Here is a 21,774-nt window from a genome sequence, read left to right as displayed (position 1 = left end):
TGAAGGAGTAATTAGGAAATGAACAATCAAGAAAATCAAGCAGTGGAAATTGATGTTTTCGCTATGCTGAAGACCCTATGGAAACGCAAGTTTTCGATCGTTTTGGTCGCTCTTGTCTTTGCCATTGCAGCATTTGGCTACAGTGCCTTTTTAGCCAAGAAAGAATACCAAAGTACTAGCCGGATCTATGTGGTCAGCCGTCAAAACCAAGACAACAATGCCTTGACAAACTCTGATTTGCAGGCGGGTTCTTACTTGGTTAAGGACTACCGTGAGATCATTCTTTCTCAGAATGTCTTGAGCCAAGCTATCGAAGAATTGAAACTCGATATGACACCTGCTGAATTGTTGAAAAAGATCAGTGTGTCCGTTCCAACAGATACTCGTATCCTTTCGATCACGGCTAAGGACGGAGATCCAAAAGAAGCGGCTCGTATTGCTAATGGTCTTCGGAATGTAGCAGCTGAAAAGATCATTTCTGTGACCAAGGTGTCAGATGTTACGACCTTGGATGAAGCCGAAGTGCCTCAATCACCTTCTTCACCAAATATCAAGCGCAATGTCCTTCTTGGCTTTATTGCTGGAGCTGGTTTGATGGTGGTTCTCATGGTCGTAGTAGAAGTCTTGGACGATCGTGTCAAGAGACCAGAAGACGTTGAAGAGCTGATGGGTCTGACCTTACTTGGTGTTGTACCAGATATTAAGAAACTATAGACTGGAGATCGCATGAATACGTTAGAAATTTCAAAAAACAAATTGCAAGAAATTCGAAAAGTGGAAGAGTACTTCAATGCTCTTGCGACCAATATCCAATTGAGTGGAGTGGATCTAAAAGTCATCGCTGTCTCATCTGTTCAAGAAAATGAAGGAAAATCAACCACTTCAACCAACTTGGCCGTTGCTTTTGCGCGTGCGGGTTACAAGACCCTCTTGGTCGACTGTGATATCCGGAACTCTGTCATGACAGGGATTTTCCGTAGTCGTACTAAGATTCAAGGGTTAACAGATTTCTTATCTGGTCGTAGCCAATTGGACCAAATTTTGTATGCGACTGATTTTCCAAACTTGGATATCATCGAGTCTGGACAGGTCGCACCAAACCCAACAGGTCTCTTGCAAAGCAAGAACTTCACTGTGATGATGGATGCCCTGCGTGAGCATTTTGACTACATCATTGTCGATACGCCTCCAATCGGGGTCGTGATCGATGCAGCCATTATCGCCCAACGCTGTGATGGAACTGTCTTGATCACAGAATCTGGTGCCAATGGACGCAAGGCTGTCCAAAAGGCCAAGGACCAATTAGAACAAACAGGCACACCTTTCTTAGGAGTAGTGCTCAATAAATTTAACATTAAAGCTGCTGAGTATGGTTCGTATGGTGGATACGGATCTTACGGAGAGTACGGGAAAAAGTAAAGAATAGGATTGAGGGAAAATGGGAGAAGAAAGAATCGAACTGGAAAAATTAAATATTGTTCTCTTTCAAAGTTTGGCTGTCCTATTTTCAGCTTACATTGTGAGTCTTTTTAAGGATGCAGAATACACATCGCAGACGATCGCCATTCTCTATCTCTTGCATTTTGTAGCCTTCTACATTAGCAATGTCTCCTATCGTTTTTACAGCAGAGGCTATCTGGATGAGCTCTTTCAGGTCTTGAAATACAATGTATTTTTCGCTGTTGGGATCACCTTTACCTCTTTTATGCTCGACGGGGTCTTTTCCATTTCTCGTCGGGGGATGATCTACTTCTTTCTTTTCAATACGTTTTCCGTCTACATCATGGATCTCTTGCTCAAGAGATACCGGAAGTCTGTTTCACCACGGCGGAAAAGTTCGCGAAAGATTTTCTTGATCACAGCGACCAGTCGGATGGAAAGGGTATTTGATATTCTGCATTCGCCCAGCCTCTATCATGGGGAATTGATCGGTGTCACTGTCATGGATGATACGGATTTTACCCATTCGGGTGTACGGGTGGTGCAGCCGGATCAAATGATGAACTTTGTGACCAAGGAAGTGGTGGATGAAGTGTTTATCAATCTGCCAAGTGAGGACTACAATATTAGTGACTTCGTCTCGGAGTTTGAGAGTATGGGGATCGATGTATCGGTCAATCTCAATGCCTTTAACTTCGCTTCTTTGGGCAATAAACGGGTTCGAGAAGTCGGGGGACTAAGTGTCGTCACTTTCTCAACCAATTTCTACAAACCGAGCCACGTATTGGCCAAACGTCTCTTGGATATTGCGGGAGCCCTCTTTGGTCTCTTGATTTGTGGACTAGTAAGTATTGTCTTAGTCCCTCTGATCCGTAAAGATGGCGGCCCTGCCTTCTTTGTACAGAAGCGGGTCGGAAAGAACGGACGGTATTTTAACTTCTATAAATTCCGCTCCATGCGCGTGGATGCCGAAGAGATTAAAAAAGATCTGATGGCGCAAAACACCATGACAGGTGGGATGTTTAAGATGGAAAACGATCCGCGGGTAACATCAATCGGACGCTTTATCCGTAAGACCAGTCTGGATGAATTGCCACAATTTTACAATGTTCTGATCGGTGACATGAGTCTAGTCGGAACTCGTCCTCCAACGGTAGACGAATACCAAGACTATACGCCAGCCCAAAAACGCCGACTCAGTTTCAAGCCAGGGATTACAGGCCTTTGGCAAGTGAGCGGACGCAGTAAGATTACAGATTTTGACGAGGTAGTCAAACTCGACGTTGCATACATGGATGGTTGGACGATCTGGAGAGATATTCAGATCCTGCTCAAGACCGTGAAGGTTGTACTTAGAAAAGAAGGAGCGAAGTAGGAAAATGCCTACTTCGTCCTTTCCATGTTAGGAGAAAAATGACACAATCAATTTATATCGTTGGTTCCAAAGGGATTCCAGCAAAATATGGTGGTTTTGAGACCTTTGTTGAAAAGTTGACAGAATTCCAACAAGATAAAGATATCCAGTATTATGTAGCTTGTATGCGGGAGAATTCAGCCAAATCAGGGATTACTGCAGATACTTTTGAACATAACGGTGCAATTTGCTACAACATTGATGTCCCTAATATTGGTCCTGCACGTGCCATTGCTTACGATATTGCAGCACTTAATAAGGCGATTGAAATCGCAAAGGAAAACAAGGACCAGGCACCAATCTTTTATGTCTTGGCTTGTCGGATTGGTCCCTTTATTTCAAGGATAAAAAAGAAAATCAAGGCTATCGGAGGAACTCTGATGGTCAATCCGGATGGTCATGAGTGGCTTCGTGCCAAGTGGAGTCTTCCAGTCCGCAAGTATTGGAAGTTTTCTGAGCAACTCATGGTCAAACATGCTGATCTTTTGATTTGTGATAGTAAGAACATCGAAGCTTATATTCAGAAGGATTATGCTAAGTATCAGCCACAGACGACCTATATTGCTTATGGAACCGATACAAGCAAGTCTATCCTGAGTAAAGAAGACGAGAAAGTACGGACTTGGTTTGCAGATAAGCAAGTTACTGAAGGAGATTACTACCTTGTCGTGGGACGTTTTGTACCGGAAAACAACTATGAGGCCATGATTCGTGGCTTTATGCAGTCAAACTCCCAAAAAGATTTTGTTCTAATTACCAATGTAGAACAAAACAAGTTCTATGAACAGTTGCGTAAAGATACTGGATTTGATCAAGATCCTCGAGTGAAGTTTGTCGGGACGGTCTATGATCAAGAATTGCTCAAATACATCCGTGAGAATGCCTTTGCTTACTTCCATGGTCATGAAGTAGGTGGTACCAATCCATCCCTTCTTGAGGCTCTTGAGTCTACTAAGCTCAATCTCTTGTTGGATGTTGGCTTTAACCGTGAAGTCGGTGAAGATGGGGCGCTCTATTGGAAGAAAGATCAATTGGCACATGTCATCGATCAGGCTGAACAAATGGATACTCAAGCAATCGAAGATCTCAATCAAAAATCAAGTCAACGGATTGCTGAAGCCTTTACTTGGGAAAAAATTGTTACAGACTACGAGAAAGTATTTAAAGGATAGAAATGCAGAAAATTTTATATCTTCACGCTGGTGCCGAAATGTATGGTGCTGACAAGGTTTTGTTGGAGCTTATTAAGGGTTTGGATAAAGATGCTTTTGAAGCACACGTTATTTTACCCAATGACGGTGTCTTAGTGGGTGCTTTAGAAGAGGTCGGTGCTAAGGTTAAAGTTATTGATTACCCAATTTTGCGCCGGAAATATTTTAATCCAAAAGGCATTCTTGAGTACTTTGGCTCCTATAACCGTTACTCCAAACAAATTGCTCAGTATGCTAAGGAGAATGGCATTACTCTTATTCACAATAATACGACTGCGGTACTTGAGGGGATTTATCTTAAACGTAAGTTGAAATTACCTTTGATTTGGCATGTGCATGAAATTATCGTCAAACCAAAAGCAATCTCTGATTTCATCAACTTTTTGATGGGGCGCTATGCGGATACGATTGTGACAGTTTCAAATGCTGTTGCTAATCATGTCAAGCAGTCTCGTTTTGTAAAAGATGACCAAGTTCAAGTCATCTATAATGGTGTTGACAATGCTGTTTATCAGGTGATGGATGCTAGTGCGGTCCGTGATCAGTTTGGTATCGCCCAGGATGCTTTGGTGATCGGAATGGTTGGTCGAGTGAATGCTTGGAAAGGTCAAGGCGACTTCCTAGAAGCTGTGACGCCAATCTTACAGGCTAATCCAAAAGCAGTAGCCTTTTTGGCAGGAAGTGCATTTGAAGGTGAAGAGTGGCGCGTGGAGGAGTTGGAGAAGGCTATATCAGACTCACCAGTAGCTGGACAAATCAAGCGAATTGACTATTATAGCAAGACAACAGAACTCTATAATATGTTTGATATCTTTGTCTTGCCAAGTACCAATCCAGATCCACTACCAACAGTCGTACTAGAAGCGATGGCTTGTGGTAAACCTGTAGTCGGTTACCGTCATGGTGGTGTCTGTGAAATGGTTAAGGAAGGCGAAAACGGCCTTCTTGCCACACCAAATCAACCTTCTGAATTATCCAAGGCTATTCAAGAATTGGCTGAGAACACTGAGAAGAGAGAACAATTTGGAAAGGCATCTGTTAAACGCCAAAAAGAACTATTCTCATTACAAAGTTATATTCGGAATTTTTCGGAGTTGTATAAGAAATATTAAATAATCAAATTCGCTGAAAAAAGGATTATATCCGAGCTGATTTAAAGATTTACCATATATCATTGAATGTTGTAAGTCAGTTAGATCAGATAGGAGAAGAATTAGAGTAGAATAAAAAATTAGGTAAATAATCTATGAAACCACTATTAACTGTCGTCATTCCAGTATATAATGTTGAAAGATATTTAAAACGTTGCATTGAAAGTGTTCTTGCCCAAGAATGGAAGGACTATGAGATTCTACTTGTTGATGACGGGAGTACTGATCATTCTCCTCAAATCTGTGATGACTATGTTAAGGATTATGACTTTATCTCAGTTATTCATAAAGAAAATGGTGGACTTTCTGAAGCACGGGACACAGGTATTTCTCATGCCAAAGGAGAATATGTTTATTTTCCTGATTCAGATGATTGGATTGAACCAGATACCTTTATAGCGTTAGCAGAAGCGCTAGAATCTCTAGAGTTTGATATTATTTCTTTTAATCGTGAGTTTGTGAAGGGTGAAGAAGATGCTATAGTTTCAGAACCAGAAGTGACCCAAGTATTTGAAGGTAAAGATGCTTTTGTGCAAATGCTGAAGCATCGTTATATTACTGGGTTTGCTAATGATAAAATCTATCGAAAATCATTATTCACTGATCATAACATTCAGTTTCCAATTGGGAAATACTATGAGGATCTTGGCACTAATTACAAACTGTTTCTTGTGGCTAAGAAGGTCTATGCAACTAATCAAAAATACTATCACTACTTAATTGACAACCCAGATTCTATTACACAGTCTTGGAATGAAAAAAAGTTTAGAGATATGTTTGGATTTTATAAAGAAATGTTTTATTCAGATTTTGTATGTTCGCAATTAAATCAAGAAGAGTTGCATATCTCACAACTTTATTATGTAAATGGATTGATTCACATACTAGCAAGTTTGTATAAATCTAAATTAGACAAAGAATATATAGACATTACTGATGAAGTGAAACAAGAATTGCTTAAGAATAGTGTTTCTCTTTCTCAAATGAAAGACCAACCAAATAAGTTAAAATATGTACTGTATAGACTTAAAGTATTAAAACTAGCCTTCAGTATACAAAACGTTTTTTGATGTTGTTTTAAGAAATCATTCTGAGATTTTTAGACAAGGGTTTGGCAAATGAAGTTTGGACTATTTTATTTGATAAAGAAAAGTAACATAATATTTTTGGTCTTTCTTCTTTTTTATTGTATCGGAATAATGGACTTTTAACAAAAAAATTATATAGTTAGACCGGCCAAACAATTATTTTATAGGTGATTTAACATGGAAGAAAAAATTGATTTTGTTGTACTTTGGGTTGATGGAAATGATCCTGACTTCATTAGAGAAAAAAATAAATATACGTCTAATAGTTTGCAGGTTGATAATGATGGAGATAATCTGCACCGTTATAGAGATTATGGAACATTCAATTATTGGTTTCGGATGGTAGAGAAGCATGCACCGTGGGTAAATAATATTTATCTTATAACTAATGGTCAAAAACCGGAATGGTTAAATTTAAATCATCCTAAACTAAAATGGGTTAGGCATAGTGATTTTATGCCTGAGGAATATTTACCAACATTTAATTCTGCTGCAATTGAGTTGAATTTACACCGCATTGAAGGTTTATCAGAGAACTTTGTTTTTTTTAACGATGACATGTATTTGATTCAAGATGTTAAGCCTGATGATTTTTTTGTCAACGGACAACCGAGGCTATTGGCTGTTTATGAAGCCTTGGTTCCGTGGTCATCTTTTTCCAAAGTTTATTTTAATAATGTAGAAGTTTTATATAGACATTTTTCAAATAAAAAAGCCTTGAAACAGTCGCCGTTTAAGTTTTTCAATTTTAAATATGGTCAATTGGTTTTAAAAAATATTTTGTTATTTCCATGGAAGATAACTGGATACTATAATCAGCATACACCAGTTCCAATAAAAAAGAGTACACTAATTCATTTATGGAATGTAGAAGAAGACATTTTTGTTCAAACATCTAAACATAAATTTAGAGACTATAATACGGATATAAATCATTATTTATTATGTTATTGGCAAATTGAAAGTAATGATTTTCAACCATCTACTAAAAATTTTGGAAAATCAATTTCAATTACCGCTGTTGATCAGCTTCCTAAATTATTATCGAAAAAAAAGACAAAATTACTTTGTGTCAATGATGATATGGCGATGACAGAAAATGACTTGGAGAAATTTTCTAAGATATTGTCTAATCGTTATCCTGACAAGTCTCAATTTGAATTGTGATTCAATGTATTAGTTACTGGAGTAAATAGATGAAAACTAAAATTTTACAAATGGGGGCAGACAATTTCGGAGCAGGAGGTAGGTCTGTAATAGCCTATAACTTGACTCGTCCCTTAACAGACGACTTTCAAGTTGACTTTTTGGCTATTGGAAAATTGAAGAACCCTAGTTTTCATCGAATAATTGAAGAAAACGGGGGACAGGTTCAACATGTTAAGGAAGCATCAAGTAAAATAAAAAGGCTAAGAAATATCTACTCTATTTTAAAAAAAGAAAAGTACGATATTGTTCATATTAACGCAGATGATGCTATCGAGGGGTTATTTAATATTATTCTGTCAAAGCTTGTAGGTGCAAAAATAGTACTTCATGCTCACACTACTTCATCTAGTCGTGGTAAGGGTTTTGTTGGCAGATTAAAAATGTTAACGGCAAGAAAAATAATTAAGTTTCTTGTTGATTATAAGTTGGCCTGTTCACTTGAAGCAGCGAATTATTTGTATGGCGATACTGATTTGTCTGATGTGGCGATACTGAAAAATGGTATTGTAATCAATGACTTTTTATATAATGAAGAGTTAAGGCAAAAGGTACGAGAGAATCTAAATATTCCAGTGGAGGCTACCGTTTTAGGTACTGTCGGGAGAATGTCATATGAAAAAAATCCTGAATTTATAGTTGACCTAATACATACTTTTTTTCTCAAGGTACCTAATTTTTATTTTATATGGATTGGTGATGGTGAAGAACGAGCTAATATAGAAACGCTGCTAGACGAAGAAATAAAATTAGGAAGGGTTTTATTGCTTGGAAAACAAGAACAACCAGCACAATATTTACAAGCAATGGATGTTTTTTTGTTACCTTCTTTCTATGAAGGATTTGGAATCGTGAATATTGAAGCACAAGCATCTGGACTACCTTGTGTGGTAAGTTCTGCTGTTCCAGAGTCAGCATCGGTTAATTCAAACTTTTATAGATTATCATTATCTGATGGTGTTGAAAAGTGGTCAGATTTTATCACCTCTATGAGTTATGAACGCCTTCCATATGGTTCTAGAGAAAAAATAAAAGAAGCTGGATTTGATATAGAGGATAGCGCTAGAAAATTACGAATAATCTATCAGGAATTAGCGAAGTAAAACAAAAGGAGATTCTATGTACTCATTAATTATTACTGATTACAAATCAATGAGTGATACAGTAGATTATATAAAAAAGTTTATTGATATATATGTCGGGAATGATGTACATTACATTATCGTAGATAATAGTGCGGAAGAATTGGGGAAACAATTCTTACAAGATTCTAAAGTTGAATTTACTTCCTCTGCTTTTAATGGGAAAAAAGTTTATTCTTTTGAAATTTCACAAAGGAAAATTTATATAATTGATTCCAATGAAAATGGTGGATACTCTAAAGGCAATAATTTAGGTGCAAAATTTGCAATTCAGAACTTTGATACACGCTATCTAGTTTTTTCAAACAATGATTTAGAGTTTCCTAATGGTTTACAGTTGAATGAATGTAAAACTATCATTGAAACGAGCGATCATCCAATAGGTATAGTTGGTCCTAAGATTCTCACTCCTCAAGGAGATATTCAAAGTCCTCGTAAGCGGATGAATTTTGTAGAAGAGATGATACTTCAGGATTATAATAGGCAGTGGTTTAATAGTAAGATACATAAATGGATTGATATTGACTATACTGCTCCTGAGGGTGAGACTGGATGGGTTAGTGGTAGCTTTATGTTTGTTTCTAGAAATGCTTTTGAAGCAGTATCAGGATTTGATGAAAATATTTTTCTCTATTGTGAAGAAATGATTTTAAGTGAAAGAATGAGGAATAAGGGATACATGACTTATTTCTATCCTGAATGGACAATTTATCATTATCATAGAGGAGCGCATAATCCTGAGTCAGAGAAAATTGGCCGTGTATCAAAAAAATACTATTACAGAGAATATAGAGGGGCATCTAAACTTTCTTTGAAAATATCTGATATGTCCTACTTCTTATGTAAAAAGATATATCGATTGAAAAAAATATTGGATGGTACGTATTTCAAGGAGAAAAAACATTGAAATTTAATAAATATCTTTTTCTATTTTTACTATTTTTCTTGATTGAATTCAGAGGTTTTTATCTAGTAAGTTGGCCGAATTTACTGGGAGGAGCGGCCAGTAATAAATTAGGAGTTGCATTCTATTCTTTAATATTATTTTTGGCATACTTTATCTATAATAAAGGGAAACTTAAACTAGGTATTTTTGGAAATTATATCCTAATCTTTTTTCTAATTCTGTTTTTTAATTCGCTTGTGTCAATGTATTTATTTGATTACTCGATTACGCAAGTATTGTGGGATGTTCTTCCTTATTCAATTTTACTCCTTTATTTTCCTCTTTGCGAGATATTTAAGACAGAAAGAAACTATAAGCTTTTTGTTAAAATCGGTCAGATAACCATTTCAATAGTATCAATATTATTTGTTATGCAAGTATACAGATATCATGGCTTGCAAACATTGTTTTTGAAAATTGAAGAGATTATTCCTATAAGTTATATTTATAATTTAACAGTACCTTTACGTATTTATAGTGTTTTTGAGGGACTTGTTCGGGTATTTGTTATATTGGTGGCATGGAAAATTATTGCAAATCATTTTAAAAAATCATTTTTTGATATAGTTAGTTTATTATTGATGTTAGTTGCTATTTTTTATGTTGATCAGTCGAGATACTATTTGGTGACTGTACTAATAGTCATTCTTTCAATGTATTTCATATACAATAAGCGTAGACTAACTCTATCCTCATTATTATGGACTCTTATTTTAGGGACGGCGGGTTTATTCATTATTTCAAATAAATTTGGTTCAATATCTGATAGTATTTCGGATAACACCGGCTCCTCTTTTGCTCGAACAGGTGCAATAGAATATTATTTTAATAAAATTTTTACTTATCCATTTGGTTTAGGATTGCATACTCCGGAAAAGGGCACTTCTTTATATTATTTTATAAAAGGGCCTGATGGATTTTTTAATTATGATGATATCGGGATATTTGGAACATTAGGTTCTTTGGGGGTGCCAGGGTTTGTATGGTATATCCTTTTGACTATAAATTTAATTATGACGTGGGTAAAGAAACTTAGTTCCAACGTATTAATAACAGGCCTACTGATTAGTTTTCTGATGAGCCTTCCAATCATGTCATATATTGATAGACCTCGGATTATTGCGTTAACGTTGACACTAGTTATTATCAATAATGAATCTGCAAAATTAAACAGAGATGGAGAGTTAATAGATGACTAAAAAAATGGGAGTGAATGCGGCTTTAAATTTATTTAAAACAGCACTTTCAATTATATTCCCTTTAATCACTTATCCCTATATCAGTAGAATATTAGGTGTGGAGAACCTAGGAAAAATTAATTATACAGCTTCTATTGTAGGTTACTTTTCTTTAGTTGCTGCACTTGGGATCTCTACTTATGCTATTAGGGAAGGGGGGCGTATTAGATCTGATTCTAAGAAATTAAGTCATTTAGGTAATCAAATTTTTACTATAAATATTTTATCGACGATAGTATCCTATCTGTTGTTAGTATTAGTTGTATGCTTATTTATTCCGAATAGAGAATATCAAATTCTGATTTTTATTCAAAGTTTGACAATTGTTTTTACAACACTCGGAGTGGACTGGATAAACGTTCTTTTTGAGGATTTCCTTTATATTACGATTAGAAGTATCATTATACAAATTTTATCGTTGATATTGATGTTTGTTCTTGTTAAAACAGCTAGTGATTTATATCTATATACATTTATCTCAGTAATTGGTTCAGGGATATCTTGTATTTTAAATTTAATCTATTGTAGAAAGTATTTAAAACTCTCTCTTGTTTGGAGACTTGATCTAGTAAAGCATTTTAAGCCAATTATTGTCTTGTTTTCTGGTGGTCTAGTAATTAGTATCTATGCTAATTCTGATATGCTAATATTAGAGTGGTTTAAAGGAGCATATTACGTTGGATTGTATGCTGTTGCAGCCAGAGTATATACAATATTAAAAAATTTATTAGCTTCAATCTATTCTGTTACAATACCTAGGTTGTCACATTTGTTTGGAGAACAGAAAATTGACGAATTTAAAAAAAGTTATACTCAAATACTTTCAGTGGTAACTCTAATCTTAATTCCAATGAGTGCAGGTCTTATTGTCCTATCTAGGGAAATTATTTTATTTTTAGGTGGAATAAAATTTATCGATGCCACTTTAACATTACAGTTACTAGCAATTAGTTTAATTGGAGCCATATTTGGTGGGATATTAACTTATGGGCTTAATATACCTATCGGACGTGAAACTGTAAACTTAACAGGAGCTCTATATGGAATTGTTGTAAATATCGGAATTAGTCTTCTTTTAATTCCAGTATTTTATCAGAATGGTGCTGCAGTAGCAACGATTGCATCAGAATTTTTTATTGTTTTATATAACTTTCTGGTTGTAAGAGAAAGCGGGAAGTACATTAATTTTGTACTATGGAGACAGAACTTAGTTCAAGCTTTACTAGGTTTCTTTTCAATAATAGTCATTGGTTTTGGGTTTAAGTTATTCGTAACTAATTCACTTCTTTTAATTTTTAGCATTACTTTAGTAAGCTTAATCATCTATTTATTAGAGCTCAAACTTTTAAAAAATCCATTGTTAGATCATATTTTAGATATAGCTAAACATAAATTTAGGAGGGGTTAGTTTGAAGATTGTAATTCCAAGAATTATTCATAACAAAGAACAATTGACCTGGGATTGGTCTGGTACAATAACTAATATTAAAAAGTATTTAGGAAAATACGAGATTGTTGAGGAACAGAATATTTTTTATACTTTTAGAATGAATGTGCACAAAGTGCTTGTTCGTTTAGGTATTAGAAAATCTGATATGAACATGACGTATATAAAATATGCTGAAAATCAAGTTCATCTCTCTCCAAAGGATGTTTGTCTTACATTTGATGAGTTTCCTTTATCTTTTCCTGATAATCCAGTGTATATCTATCAAGACTTGAATCTTCATTATTTGATAGAGAGTTCTCAAAACAATAGTCAATCATTCAAATATAGTGGTTTTCAAAACGTCTCGGCAGATATTCTAGATAGTCGAATGAGAAAACAGGAAACATTTTATAATCAAGCCACTGGAATATTTACTATGAGTAAATGGTTTTCAGATTACCTAATAGCTCAACAAGGGCTTCCAGTTGAAAAAGTTCATTACGTGGGAGCGGGAACAAATATGGACAACCTATTACTTGAGCACTCACATAAGGGACGAAATAAATTTTTATTTATTGGCAAAGATTTTTTGCGTAAAGGTGGAAATCTTGTTTATAATGCTTTTGTTTATTTGCAAAATAATCTCATGCCAGAGGCAGAGTTGTACATTATAGGTCCCTCAGATGCACCGATGGAATTTAACAATCCGAATGTTTATTTTTTAGGGAATCTACCAGCTGATAAGGTGCAATATTATTATAATCTTTGTGATGTATTTGTTTTACCTTCTCGATTTGAAGCATTTGGAATTGTGTTTGTTGAAGCTCTTTGCTATGGTTTACCATGTATTGGACGTAATTTAATGGAAATGCCAAATCTAATTCAAAATAATGAAACAGGATTATTAATACCTGCTGAAGAGGAAAACCCACGGGTTTTAGCTGATAAAATGTATAATCTAATAAAAGATGAAAGCTTCTTTAGAAATGTTCAGATGAAACAAGATTATTATAAAGCAGAATATTCGTGGGACACAGTTGCAAAAAGAATGATTTCAGTGATGAAACAGGATTTAGATCAGGTATAATTCTTTTTCTAATTAAATTTTTGACAACTACCGATTGTAGTAAATAATTTATTTGGGATATGAAAAATAGTTTAATAGCAAAAGAAGTCAGATAGACTTCTTTTTTTAGTTTTTCAAAAAATATCACTAATTTTAAAAATTTGCCTTATAAAACTTTTCATCGCTGAAACCGTGTGGTAAAATGATTAACGTATAAAATTTGTATAAAGGGAAGTTTATATGAAAAAGAAAGATCTTATTTTTTATGCCGGAGCGGCAGTCTTGATGGCTGTATCTGCTCAGGGAGTCAGTGCAGATGAACTGGTTTCAAACGAGGCTGCTACTACTGAAGGCAACCAAGTCCAAGCTGAAAAAGCGCCAGAAGTGGCCGTTGCTGAAAAGTCGGTAACACCTGTCGCAAGCAACTATGCAGCACCAGCAAATGTGACCGAACAGCCTGTAGCACCTGTGAACAAGGTCGCGGCTTCAGAAAGTGGGGCTCCATCTGTAGAGAAAGCTACAGAAGCATCGACTACTGAGAAAGAAGAAACTCCTCTTCAGTCTAATACAGGAAGCACGACCTTCTTTAACACAGGCGCTCACGCTCCAGCTGGTCGTTCAACAGATGTGGCGGTTCAGCCAAAATCATTCGTTGATGTGAGTAGCCATAACGGAGACATTAGTATTGGAGACTACCGTACCCTAGCTAATAAAGGCGTGGGCGGTGTCGTTGTCAAATTGACAGAAGACACTTGGTACAAGAACCCGAATGCGGAGAACCAAATTCGTAATGCACAAGCTGCGGGTCTGCAAGTATCGACGTACCACTTCTCACGCTATACTTCTGAGGAAGCAGCGCGTGCAGAAGCGCGATTCTACATTGCAGCTGCACAACGTTTGAGTTTGCCAAAGAATACCCTCATGGTCAATGACTTTGAGGATGCCAAGATGCAGCCAAACATTAACCGCAACACCCAAGCTTGGGCTGACGAAATGCGCAAAAATGGCTACACCAACTTGATGTTCTACACCAGTGCTAGCTGGTTGGATGAAAACAACCTTCGCAAGAAAGGTCCTGTTAACACCGCTCAATTTGGGCTTCAGAATTTCTGGGTTGCTCAATACCCTTCTCCAAAACTGTCTGTAAACGATGCGAAAAGCTTGCGTTACAATGGGAAAGCTGGCGCGTGGCAGTTTACTTCTCAAGCGGAATTGCTTCCAGGAAAACACCTCTTTGACCACAGTGTGGACTATACCGGTCGCTTTACAGCGAACGCAAAACCTGCAGCGGATCCAACAGAAGGCAGCTTAAGTGGGAAGATTGACATTGTCAATAACGATACTATGACGGGCCGCTTTGACGTTGTCATCTCAAATGTTAAGGCACCAAATGGAGTTCGAAGTGTTTCTGTACCGATCTGGTCAGAAACAGGTGGTCAAGATGACCTTGTTTGGTATACAGCCAACCGTCAAGCAAACGGAACCTATACTGTTAATGTAAAAGCGTCCGATCATAAAAACTCAACTGGTCTTTATAATGTTCACCTTTACTATGTTCAGAACAATGGACAAATGACGGGTGTGGGTGGAACAACGACAAATGTTTACATCGGAAAACGACCAGAGGATTTAAAACCAAGTGGCACGCTAACGATTGAGAATAATAATGCTGAAACAGGAACCTTTGATGCAGTTATTCGCAATGTAGTAGCTCCAAATGGCTTGAAAGAAGTCTTGGTTCCAACTTGGTCAGACAAGAACTGGCAGGATGATCTAGTATGGCATAAAGCGGTTCGTCAAAGTGACGGCAGCTACCGAGCAACTATCAAAGCCTCAGATCATAAAAATGAAGATGGTAAATACAATGTCCATGTTTATTATGTAGATCAAGCTGACAAACGAAATTACATCACAGAGACTACAACAGAAGTACACCACGTTAAACCAAGTGGCACTGTCACCATTGAGAATAATAATTCAGAGGCAGGAACCTTTGATGCAGTTATTCGCAATGTAGTAGCTCCAAATGGCTTGAAAGAAGTTTTGATACCAACCTGGTCAGACAAGAACTGGCAAGATGATCTAGTATGGCACAAAGCAGTTCGTCAAAGTGACGGAAGCTACCGAGCTACCATCAAAGCCTCAGATCATAAAAATGAAGATGGTAAGTACAACGTCCATGTCTACTATGTAGATCAAAATAATCAACGGAACTACATAACAGAAACCACGACATACATCACAAAGACTGCGACAGAAGTACACCACGTAAAACCAAGTGGCACGTTAACGATTGAAAATAATAATGTTGAGACGGGCACGTTTGATGCAGTTATTCGCAATGTAGTAGCTCCAAACGGATTGAAGGAAGTCTTGATCCCAACCTGGTCCGACAAGAACTGGCAAGATGATCTAGTCTGGCATAAAGCAGTTCGTCAAAGTGATGGAAGCTACCGTGCGACTATCAAAGCCTCAGACCATAAAAATGATGACGGTAAGTACAACGTCCATGTCTACTATGTGGATCAATCTGACAAACGAAACTACATCACAGAGACTACAACAGAAGTACACCACGTAAAACCAAGTGGCACGTTGACGATTGAAAATAATAATGTTGAGACGGGCACGTTTGATGCAGTAATTCGTAATGTAGTAGCTCCAAACGGATTAAAAGAAGTCTTGATCCCAACATGGTCCGACAAGAACTGGCAAGATGATCTAGTATGGCATAAAGCAGTCCTTCAAAGTGATGGAAGTTACCGTGCAACTATCAAAGCTTCAGACCATAAAAATGAAGATGGTAAATACAATGTCCATGTTTATTATGTAGATCAAAATAACCAACGGAACTACATTACAGAAACCACGACAGAAGTGCGTCAAGCCCGCCGTTCTGGTACAATCTTGATCCAAAACAACAACAAGGATACAGGTACCTTTGACGTCATTATCAAGGATGTATACAGTCCTAAAGGTGTGCGGACTGTTCAAGTTCCTACATGGTCGGATAAGGATGGACAGGATGATCTCCGCTGGTACGAAGCGACTCGTCAAGCAAACGGAGACTACAAGGTATCGGTCAAAGCGAGCGATCATAAGAACTCTACTGGTAAATACCATATTCACCTTTATTACATTCAAAATGATGGTTCTCGTGTAGGTGTTGGTACCACGACTACAGAAGTTGAATTCCGAAATGCCCAGACCAAGACGCAAGCTGCTATCAAGAATGTCAATGCAACGAACGGGACTTATACAGTAGCTGTAGATCAGGCACCTCAGGGACGTCAGATTAAGAATATTCGTGTCGCAGCTTGGTCTAAAGCGCACCAAGAAAATCTATACTGGTATTCCGCAACACCGACAGGTATGCATACAGAGATCACTGTCTCTGCCAATAACCACGGTAATGAAGCGGGCAACTACACCACTCACGTCTATGTAGACTACAAAGATGGGGGAGTTGAAGGTTTTAACCTCGGTCAGACAGCCTTGTCTCCACGAAATCAAAAGGTGAATCCACAAACAACCTATTATTCTCAACGGGATCCTCGTTGGGCTGGGAAATATTACGGTGTGAGCAATGTCGATCAGTCAGGTTGTGTGCCAACCTCCCTTGCTATGACCTTTACAGATATCCTAGGTAGAACTATTTTGCCAACAACAGTAGCTGATTATCTCTACAACAATACTGATTCATTCAACAAAGGTGAAGCAGGAACAGATTCTGATGGGATTGTAGCTGCCACTCGTAACTGGGGCTTGAAGAGCCAATTGATTAATGGAGCTGGAGGCATTGCAGAAGCTCTCATGGCTGGCAAGCATGTACTTGCTGCGGTAGGCAATAGCCAATTCACTAGCGATCCTTATACTCATGAATTGGTCTTGCATGGTTATGACAATGGAAGAACCTATGTTCGCGATCCTTATAATAGTGGCAACAACGGCTGGTACTCCATTAACTATCTTCACTCCATTAAGAGTAAAGATCCGATGGATAACAAGCTTGGAGCACCTTTCTTCTCAATTTTTGCATAAGCTAATCAGAAGGCCAATCTGGCCTTCTTTTTTCTTTAAAAATAGGATTCTTCTCATGATATTGTTTCTTGATCCGGTGGTTTGTGCTATAATACTACTATGTGGGTACAATCCGTATAAAAAATTGTAAGGGAAGATACATGAAAAAGAAAGATCTTATTTTTTATGCTGGGACAGCCGTTTTGTTGGCTTTTTCGACACAACAAGTCAAAGCCGATGAGCAACATGCGTCTGATCAAACACCAGAAAATACATCAGCTGTCGTTGCAAAAACAACAACCTCATCAGAAGCGCAGAATACTGTGAACGAAGGAGTGGGAGTTGAGAAAGGTATTCAGACAGAAAATACCGTTGCAACAGAGGCGGCACCTGCCTCACTGTCTCTTAGCAATAGCCAGTCTTCTGACAAGGGCACTAGCGACAAGGTTGTATCAGAGCAACCAGCACCAGCTGTGGTAGCTAGTCGCGCACCATATGGCGCACGCGCACGAGTGGTAGAATCAGAAGATAATAGTTTGCCGGTTGAGAAAGTAGAGAAGCCAAGTGGCACGCTAACAATTGAAAATAATAATGTTGAAACAGGAACCTTTGATGCAGTTATTCGCAATGTAGTAGCTCCAAATGGCTTGAAAGAAGTCTTGGTTCCAACTTGGTCCGACAAGAACTGGCAAGATGATCTAGTCTGGCACAAAGCAGTTCGTCAAAGTGATGGAAGCTACCGTGCAACTATCAAAGCCTCAGACCATAAAAATGAAGATGGTAAATACAATGTCCATGTTTATTATGTAGATCAAGCTGACAAACGAAACTACATCACAGAGACTACAACAGAAGTGCATCACGTAAAACCAAGTGGCACGTTGACGATTGAAAATAATAATGTTGAGACGGGCACGTTTGATGCAGTAATTCGTAATGTAGTAGCTCCAAACGGATTAAAAGAAGTCTTGATCCCAACATGGTCCGACAAGAACTGGCAAGATGATCTAGTATGGCACAAAGCAGTTCGTCAAAGTGATGGAAGCTACCGTGCAACTATTAAAGCAGGCGATCATAAAAATGAAGATGGTAAGTACCATGTCCACGTCTACTATGTGGATCAAGCAGACAAACGAAACTACATCACAGAAACCACTACAGAAGTACACCACGTAAAACCAAGTGGTACTTTAACAATTGAAAATAATAATGTTGAGACGGGTACCTTTGATGCAGTAATTCGTAATGTAGTAGCTCCAAACGGATTAAAAGAAGTCTTGATCCCAACATGGTCAGACAAGAACTGGCAAGATGATCTAGTATGGCACAAAGCAGTCCGTCAAAGTGATGGAAGTTACCGTGCAACTATCAAAGCCTCAGACCATAAAAATGAAGATGGTAAATACAATGTCCATGTTTATTATGTAGATCAAAATAATCAACGAAACTACATCACAGAAACCACTACAGAAGTACACCACGTTAAACCAAGTGGCACGGTCACCATTGAGAACAATAATTCTGAAACAGGCACATTTGATGCAGTTATTCGTAATGTTGTTGCACCAAATGGCTTGAAGGAAGTCTTGATTCCAACCTGGTCAGACAAGAACTGGCAAGATGATCTAGTATGGCACAAAGCAGTCCGTCAAAGTGACGGCAGCTACCGTGCAACGATTAAGGCAAGCGATCATAAAAATGAGGATGGGAAGTACAATGTCCATGTCTACTATGTAGATCAAAATAACCAACGAAGCTATATTACAGAAACTACGACAGAAGTGCGTCAAGCCCGCCGCTCTGGCACGATCCTAATCCAAAACAACAACAAGGATGCGGGTACCTTTGACGTCATCATCAAGGATGTCTACAATCCTAAAGGTGTGCGGACCGTTCAAGTCCCTACTTGGTCTGATAAGGACGGCCAAGATGATATTCGCTGGTATGAAGCGACTCGCCAATCAAATGGAGACTACAAGGTATCGGTCAAAGCGAGCGATCACAAGAACTCTACTGGTAAGTACCATATCCACCTCTACTATATCCAAAATGATGGTTCTCGTGTAGGTGTTGGTACCACGACTACAGAAGTGGAGTTCCGAAATGCCATGACTAAGACGCAAGCTTCTATTAAGAATGTCAATTCTGGTGCTGGAACCTATACGGTAACAGTGGATCAAGCGCCTCAGGGACGTCGGATTAAGAACATCCGTGTCGCAGCCTGGTCTCAAGCGCACCAAGAAAATCTTTTCTGGTATTCAACAGCACCTTCTGGTATGCATACAGAAGTGCAGGTCTCTGCAGCAAATCACCAGTACCAATCAGGTAACTATACCACTCACGTCTATGTGGATTATGTCGATGGTGGCGTTGAAGGCTTTAACCTTGGTCAAACAGCCCTTCATCCCCGTGCGACAGTAGATCAAACTGCTTTTAGTCCTCGTGTAACGAATGGACAACGGGACCGTGTCTTACGGGCAGCAGCTAGTCTAGTGGGCGTTCGTGGCGGCACTGCAGCTCACCAACAATTGATCAATGATTATAACAGTGTTAAACCACTTCCAGTTGGTTATGCAGTGAAGACGACCGATGACTGGTGTGATATCTTTGTCACAACAGTCTTCCAGCGGGAAGGTTTGAGCGGTTTGATTGGCCGTGAATGTGGAGTCGAACGTCACATCCAGATTTTCAAACGCTTGGGTATTTGGAATGAGGATGGTACCACTACACCAAAAGCAGGGGACATCATCACCTTTAACTGGGATCAAAATAGCCAACAAAACAATGGCTTTGCGGATCACATCGGAATTGTCGAAAGCGTCTCAAACGGAATCATTCATACCATTGAAGGAAACTCCAACAACCAAGTCCGTCGCAATACCTACCGAATCGGACATGGCAATATTCGTGGATTTGCAACTCCTCGCTATCAATAAAAAAAGAAGCCTGTGGCTTCTTTTTTTAGTCTCTCAACCCTTCTTCGAAACTCTTGGAAGGGGCCTCGACTTGGATGGTTTCAAGGGTTAATGGATTGGTGAAGGTCAAGCGGTGAGCATGGAGCATGAGTCGCTCTCCGCGTGCAGGGTTATAGAGAGGGTCTCCGACAATCGGGTGCCCATGATGGGAGAGATGCACCCGGATCTGATGGGTGCGCCCCGTCTTGAGCTGGCATTTGACCAGGCTATTTCGCCCGATTTTTTTCAGTTGCGTCACCTGAGTTTCTGCATACTGACCTTTTCGTGGATCGACCAGGCGCTTGCGCCGATCGTGGCGATCGCGTCCGATTTTATCCTTGTAGACGATGGTTTTTTGTGCTAAGCTACCTTGGATCAAGGCCCAGTACTCCCGTTGGATCTTTTTATCTTCTAAAATGCGGTTGAGAATGGGCAGGATAAAAGGATTTTTAGCAAATAAAATGGCCCCACTGGTTTCCTTATCTAAGCGGTGCACAACGTAGCAGGTGGATCCAACATAGCTGGAAACATGGTTGAGAAGAGCAATTTCTGTCGGCTCATTGGCATGGGTTTTCATACCTTCAGGCTTATTGACGATGATGACATGCTCATCCTGATAGAGTTCTTCGACCAGACTCGGGTCTCCGGATGGGAGCTCCTTTTCAGGGTAATCGTCGGCATCAAAGATTAGCTGGATCTGGTCTCCTTTTTGAACGGGGCTCTGCCAGTTGATGGTCTCGCCATTGACCAAGACGTGCTTCTTGGTTCGTAAAAAATGCCGGATCTTACGGGGAATGAGGAAGTAGTCCTCAAGCAACTCTTTCACAGTCATCTGGGGAAAGGATTGTGGAATGGTAAATTGATAATTCATGACCCTATTGTAGCAAAATCTAAGCTTAAAGAAAACTAAATGAGAGAAGGGGATGAGCTATCTTTTCTTGCTAGGACAAGGATAAGGTGTTACAATAACAGGTATGAATAGAATAAAAGAATTATTTGAAAACCTGATCACTTTTTTTAGAAAGGATCATCCGCCCAAAGCGGTGGCAGAAGAAGTGCCAGACACGGAACTACCGGAAGAGACAGTAGAGCCGACCTATAGTCGCTCAGGCAAGCACAGAAGCAAGCCTCTCTCTCAGCACCCCTTCCGTCGTTTCTGGCGCCGCTTCCATTTGACCAAGATTCTCCTGATCATTGGGCTAGGCTTTAGCCTCTTGACAGGGGGGTATCTCTTCTATCTTGCTAAGACGACCAACGTCAAGGATTTGCAGAATGCACTGAAGGCGACGACCATTATCTATGATAAGAATGGGGACCAGGCGGGAAGTTTGACCGGGCAAAAAGGAACCTATGTCGAACTCGATGCTATTAGTGAGAATCTGCAAAATGCCGTGGTCGCAACAGAGGACCGGAGCTTTTACAAGAATAGCGGGATCAACTATGGTCGCTTCTTTTTAGCGATTTTGACC

The 21,774-nt window shown here is 38.8% G+C and carries 16 protein-coding genes; 15 read left to right on the top strand and 1 reads right to left on the bottom strand.

Going from position 1 to position 21,774, the window contains the following annotated elements; all coding sequences use genetic code 11:
- The first annotated feature begins 18 nt into the window (after positions 1 to 18).
- The 14 genes from SPADD19_RS09090 (at position 19) to SPADD19_RS09025 (ending at position 20,287) form a co-directional block, all read left to right on the top strand.
- Positions 19 to 714 carry a Wzz/FepE/Etk N-terminal domain-containing protein gene (locus tag SPADD19_RS09090; RefSeq protein WP_049496430.1) on the top strand — a complete coding sequence of 232 codons (696 nt, stop codon included), beginning with the start codon at positions 19 to 21 and terminating at the stop codon, positions 712 to 714.
- A gap of 12 nt (positions 715 to 726) precedes the next feature.
- Positions 727 to 1,419, top strand: a complete 693-nt coding sequence (locus SPADD19_RS09085) for a tyrosine-protein kinase (RefSeq protein WP_049496427.1) — start codon at positions 727 to 729, stop codon at positions 1,417 to 1,419.
- A 19-nt stretch (positions 1,420 to 1,438) separates the two neighbouring features.
- Positions 1,439 to 2,815, top strand: coding sequence for a sugar transferase (locus tag SPADD19_RS09080; RefSeq protein WP_061455838.1), 1,377 nt, complete (start codon positions 1,439 to 1,441; stop codon positions 2,813 to 2,815).
- 38 nt (positions 2,816 to 2,853) lie between these two features.
- Positions 2,854 to 4,026: a beta 1-4 rhamnosyltransferase Cps2T gene (gene cps2T / locus SPADD19_RS09075; protein ID WP_061455837.1), complete on the top strand. Its 1,173-nt coding sequence runs from the start codon at positions 2,854 to 2,856 to the stop codon at positions 4,024 to 4,026.
- A gap of 2 nt (positions 4,027 to 4,028) precedes the next feature.
- Positions 4,029 to 5,177, top strand: a complete 1,149-nt coding sequence (locus SPADD19_RS09070; protein ID WP_061455836.1) for a glycosyltransferase family 4 protein — start codon at positions 4,029 to 4,031, stop codon at positions 5,175 to 5,177.
- A 134-nt stretch (positions 5,178 to 5,311) separates the two neighbouring features.
- A complete protein-coding gene (locus tag SPADD19_RS09065) occupies positions 5,312 to 6,286 on the top strand; it encodes a glycosyltransferase (RefSeq protein WP_061455835.1) in 975 nt (324 codons plus the stop codon).
- 195 nt (positions 6,287 to 6,481) lie between these two features.
- Positions 6,482 to 7,471, top strand: a complete 990-nt coding sequence (locus tag SPADD19_RS09060; protein ID WP_061455834.1) for a stealth family protein — start codon at positions 6,482 to 6,484, stop codon at positions 7,469 to 7,471.
- Positions 7,472 to 7,500: 29 nt separating this feature from the next.
- Positions 7,501 to 8,613, top strand: coding sequence for a glycosyltransferase (locus tag SPADD19_RS09055; protein WP_061455833.1), 1,113 nt, complete (start codon positions 7,501 to 7,503; stop codon positions 8,611 to 8,613).
- Positions 8,614 to 8,629: 16 nt separating this feature from the next.
- Positions 8,630 to 9,559: a glycosyltransferase family protein gene (locus tag SPADD19_RS09050; RefSeq protein ID WP_003014514.1), complete on the top strand. Its 930-nt coding sequence runs from the start codon at positions 8,630 to 8,632 to the stop codon at positions 9,557 to 9,559.
- Entirely contained in the window at positions 9,556 to 10,797 is a 1,242-nt protein-coding gene (locus tag SPADD19_RS09045; protein WP_003014546.1) for a hypothetical protein, read from the top strand. Before SPADD19_RS09050 ends, SPADD19_RS09045 begins: the two co-directional genes overlap by 4 nt.
- Positions 10,790 to 12,244 (top strand): flippase, encoded by a 1,455-nt coding sequence (locus SPADD19_RS09040; RefSeq protein ID WP_021154071.1) that lies wholly within the window; start codon positions 10,790 to 10,792, stop codon positions 12,242 to 12,244. The genes SPADD19_RS09045 and SPADD19_RS09040 overlap by 8 nt, the downstream gene beginning before the upstream one ends.
- Position 12,245: 1 nt before the next feature.
- Positions 12,246 to 13,352 carry a glycosyltransferase family 4 protein gene (locus tag SPADD19_RS09035; protein WP_061455832.1) on the top strand — a complete coding sequence of 369 codons (1,107 nt, stop codon included), beginning with the start codon at positions 12,246 to 12,248 and terminating at the stop codon, positions 13,350 to 13,352.
- Between the two features lie 219 nt (positions 13,353 to 13,571).
- The gene (locus SPADD19_RS09030) at positions 13,572 to 17,372 is read left to right on the top strand and encodes a GBS Bsp-like repeat-containing protein (protein ID WP_061455831.1); all 3,801 of its coding nucleotides are present in this window, start codon (positions 13,572 to 13,574) and stop codon (positions 17,370 to 17,372) included.
- A gap of 140 nt (positions 17,373 to 17,512) precedes the next feature.
- Positions 17,513 to 20,287, top strand: a complete 2,775-nt coding sequence (locus SPADD19_RS09025) for a GBS Bsp-like repeat-containing protein (protein ID WP_061455830.1) — start codon at positions 17,513 to 17,515, stop codon at positions 20,285 to 20,287.
- 25 nt (positions 20,288 to 20,312) lie between these two features.
- On the opposite strand, the gene SPADD19_RS09020 is transcribed toward SPADD19_RS09025, so the two are convergent.
- On the bottom strand, positions 20,313 to 21,176 hold the full coding sequence (locus SPADD19_RS09020) for an RluA family pseudouridine synthase (protein ID WP_061455829.1): 864 nt from the start codon (positions 21,174 to 21,176) through the stop codon (positions 20,313 to 20,315).
- Positions 21,177 to 21,279: 103 nt separating this feature from the next.
- Between SPADD19_RS09020 and SPADD19_RS12930 the strand changes: the two genes are divergently transcribed.
- A partial coding sequence (locus SPADD19_RS12930) for a transglycosylase domain-containing protein (protein ID WP_241496566.1) occupies positions 21,280 to 21,774 on the top strand: 495 nt, incomplete at its 3' end.

It is taken from the genome of Streptococcus parasanguinis, assembly GCF_001578955.1.
GTDB classification, from domain to species: domain Bacteria; phylum Bacillota; class Bacilli; order Lactobacillales; family Streptococcaceae; genus Streptococcus; species Streptococcus parasanguinis_U.
Note: the sequence above shows the minus strand (reverse complement) of the source record. Positions and strands in the feature narration are given on the sequence as shown.